At 64.9% G+C, this 2,225-nt stretch carries 2 protein-coding genes and 1 pseudogene; all 3 read right to left on the reverse strand.

Features of this window, described 5'->3' with window-relative positions:
• Positions 1-354, reverse strand: a pseudogene (locus ITJ40_RS16775) (HNH endonuclease); the annotation flags it as partial.
• Between the two features lie 592 nt (positions 355-946).
• Complete coding sequence (locus ITJ40_RS16780) at positions 947-1,282, reverse strand: hypothetical protein (protein WP_194668163.1); 336 nt, start codon at positions 1,280-1,282, stop codon at positions 947-949.
• Complete coding sequence (locus tag ITJ40_RS16785; RefSeq protein WP_194668164.1) at positions 1,279-2,052, reverse strand: ParA family protein; 774 nt, start codon at positions 2,050-2,052, stop codon at positions 1,279-1,281. The genes ITJ40_RS16780 and ITJ40_RS16785 overlap by 4 nt, the downstream gene beginning before the upstream one ends.
• Positions 2,053-2,225: the final 173 nt, after the last annotated feature.

Consider the following 2,225-nt stretch of genomic DNA (forward strand, 5'->3'; position numbering starts at 1 on the left):
CGTGTACGTGACCGCCGTGAGGTCGCGGGCCAGGACGTCGTTCCGCTGGTCGCACCCGTTGTGATCGGTATCCGCCCACGACGGCCCGTAAGCCGCCCGGTCGTAGTTGGGCGTCTTCACGTGCGTGTCCGCCGGCAGCTTGTCGACGAGCGCCCGCACCGCGGCCGCGTCAACCACTCCCCCGCGCACGAAGCCGGCTGCCGTGAGCGCGTCGGCCACGGGGCCGCGTGCGGGGCCCTGTTTCACCGTCGGCGCACTGTCCGCCGGCTCCTGCGTGTGCACCAGTCCCGTGCCGTACCAGCCGCCCGCGAGGCCGCCGATGCTGAGGAGCGCAGCAAGGAGAATCAGCAGCATTCGGGTGTGTGATCTCACTACTGGCAGCTATCGCACTGTGGGTCGTCCATCGGGTCTACCGGGACGATGTATTCGGCATCCGAAAAGACAGCGCGAATGGGCTTTACGGTTCCGTCTGGGGTGGTGCTCAACTCGTTCATCATGACTCCCGTCCTGTCGATATCTATATAAGAAACGATAACGAATCGAGGTCAAACGGGCAATACTTCTACACACGCGAATCCTGACAGTCTGCTCATTTACGAACGAGGGAAATGCATGAGTCGCTGGGCCTCAAATTGCCATGTCTGCCAAGGGGACCACGCCCGCACGATGCAACGTGAAGTGCGTACCACCTTTATCCAGGGCACTGCTACCAGAACGATATGCAGTCAATCTGGCATCAACGCACGCCGCACGAATGGTGACATTGGTGGGGTGATCTTCGTCGGAAGGGCTGGGGATCCATCGGCGCTCTGGTGCCGCACTCTCGTGGACGCACCCTCTATCGGGGCCCGGCCGCGCACTCCCCCACCAGGTCGTCGTTGCCTGCCGCGCAGCGGCTTGCTTTCCCGTCCGAGCGGTGACGCGACGCTGTCGCGCGAGGAGCTATCTATCTAGACTCGTCGTCCGTCGGGAGCAAGTGGCCGAACATCGCCTCAACGGCACGCTCGATCGAGACACGGATGTCTTGCCCCTGCGTCGCCTTCACGTAGTCCAAGAGGTCCTTGGTGCGGACTCCGATTCGGGTCCCCATCTGCACGGTCACGTCGCGCTTGGGCAGCTGGATGCCCTTCGGAACGTCGGGCTGCCCGCCACGTCCCTGCGGCGGGACGGTAGTCGCGATCGGGGGTGCCGGCACGTCGATCGGATCTCTGCCGAGGTCGGGGGCCGGCCGCGGGGTGCGGCGTGTCGGCAGCGTCGGGCGCTCACGCTTCTCGTCGGTCATGACACCACCTTCGTCAGGATCTCCGAGTAGGCATCCACGACAGGCTGGCCCTTTCGGAAATCTCCGTACCATTCGTGAGTGGCGCGAACATCTTGCACCACAGCCCGATCGGGGACCAGCGGATATAACACGGTGCCTAGTCCCCCGAGCTCGTCGAGCGCATATTGTTCGATGCGCCGCATGACGGTCATGCCACGGAATGCCCCGACGACGATGCCGGCTTCGCGGAGCTTGTCCGTCGCGCCGAGCAGCTTTCGCGAGTCGCGGAACCGCTGGACGCTCACCATGGCCCCCTCTACTCCGCTGACACCATCCTCGTCGGCCTTCGCCGCGTAAACCACGGCATCCGACGCGTTGAGTGCCGACAGAGTGAGGGGTCCGCCCTGCCGGTTGGGGCAGTCGAAAATCACCAGGTCGGCGGTTGTCCCCTCAAGAGACGCCTTCAACCGGAGCTCGGCGTAGTCGGCCTGTTCCCCTTCGCGAATGGAGACGCTGCGGCTGGACGGCAGGACGCTGAGGTTGGGGTGCCAGCGGGAGGGCACGGCCATGTCGTCCATCCACCCGTTCGGCTCGGGATCCGCGAGGATGGCGCCGACGTCGAGGCCGGGTTCCTTGGGTTCTGCTCCCACCCATCGGCTGGCCGCCGCTCGAGGGTCAAGATCCACGAGCGTGACGCGCCGGCCGCCGATGGCGGCAACCATGGCGAGTGACACCGCAGTGGTGGTCTTGGAGACTCCGCCTGACTCGCTGTAAACCATGATCGCTTCCATAGCTCCATCCTATCTAGCTAGAGAGCTACCTAGCAAGCTCCCTATCTCGGTGTCTATCTATCTAGCTACCGAACGCGAGCGTCAACCGGCGGGTGTCGGGATCGGTGGTGCGCCGCGCGGCGTCCCCGGCCGCTCGCGGATCCCGGCCTGGATGAGCATGCGCCACACGGTCG

Source organism: Clavibacter sp. VKM Ac-2872, assembly GCF_015351105.1.
Classification (GTDB): domain Bacteria; phylum Actinomycetota; class Actinomycetes; order Actinomycetales; family Microbacteriaceae; genus Clavibacter.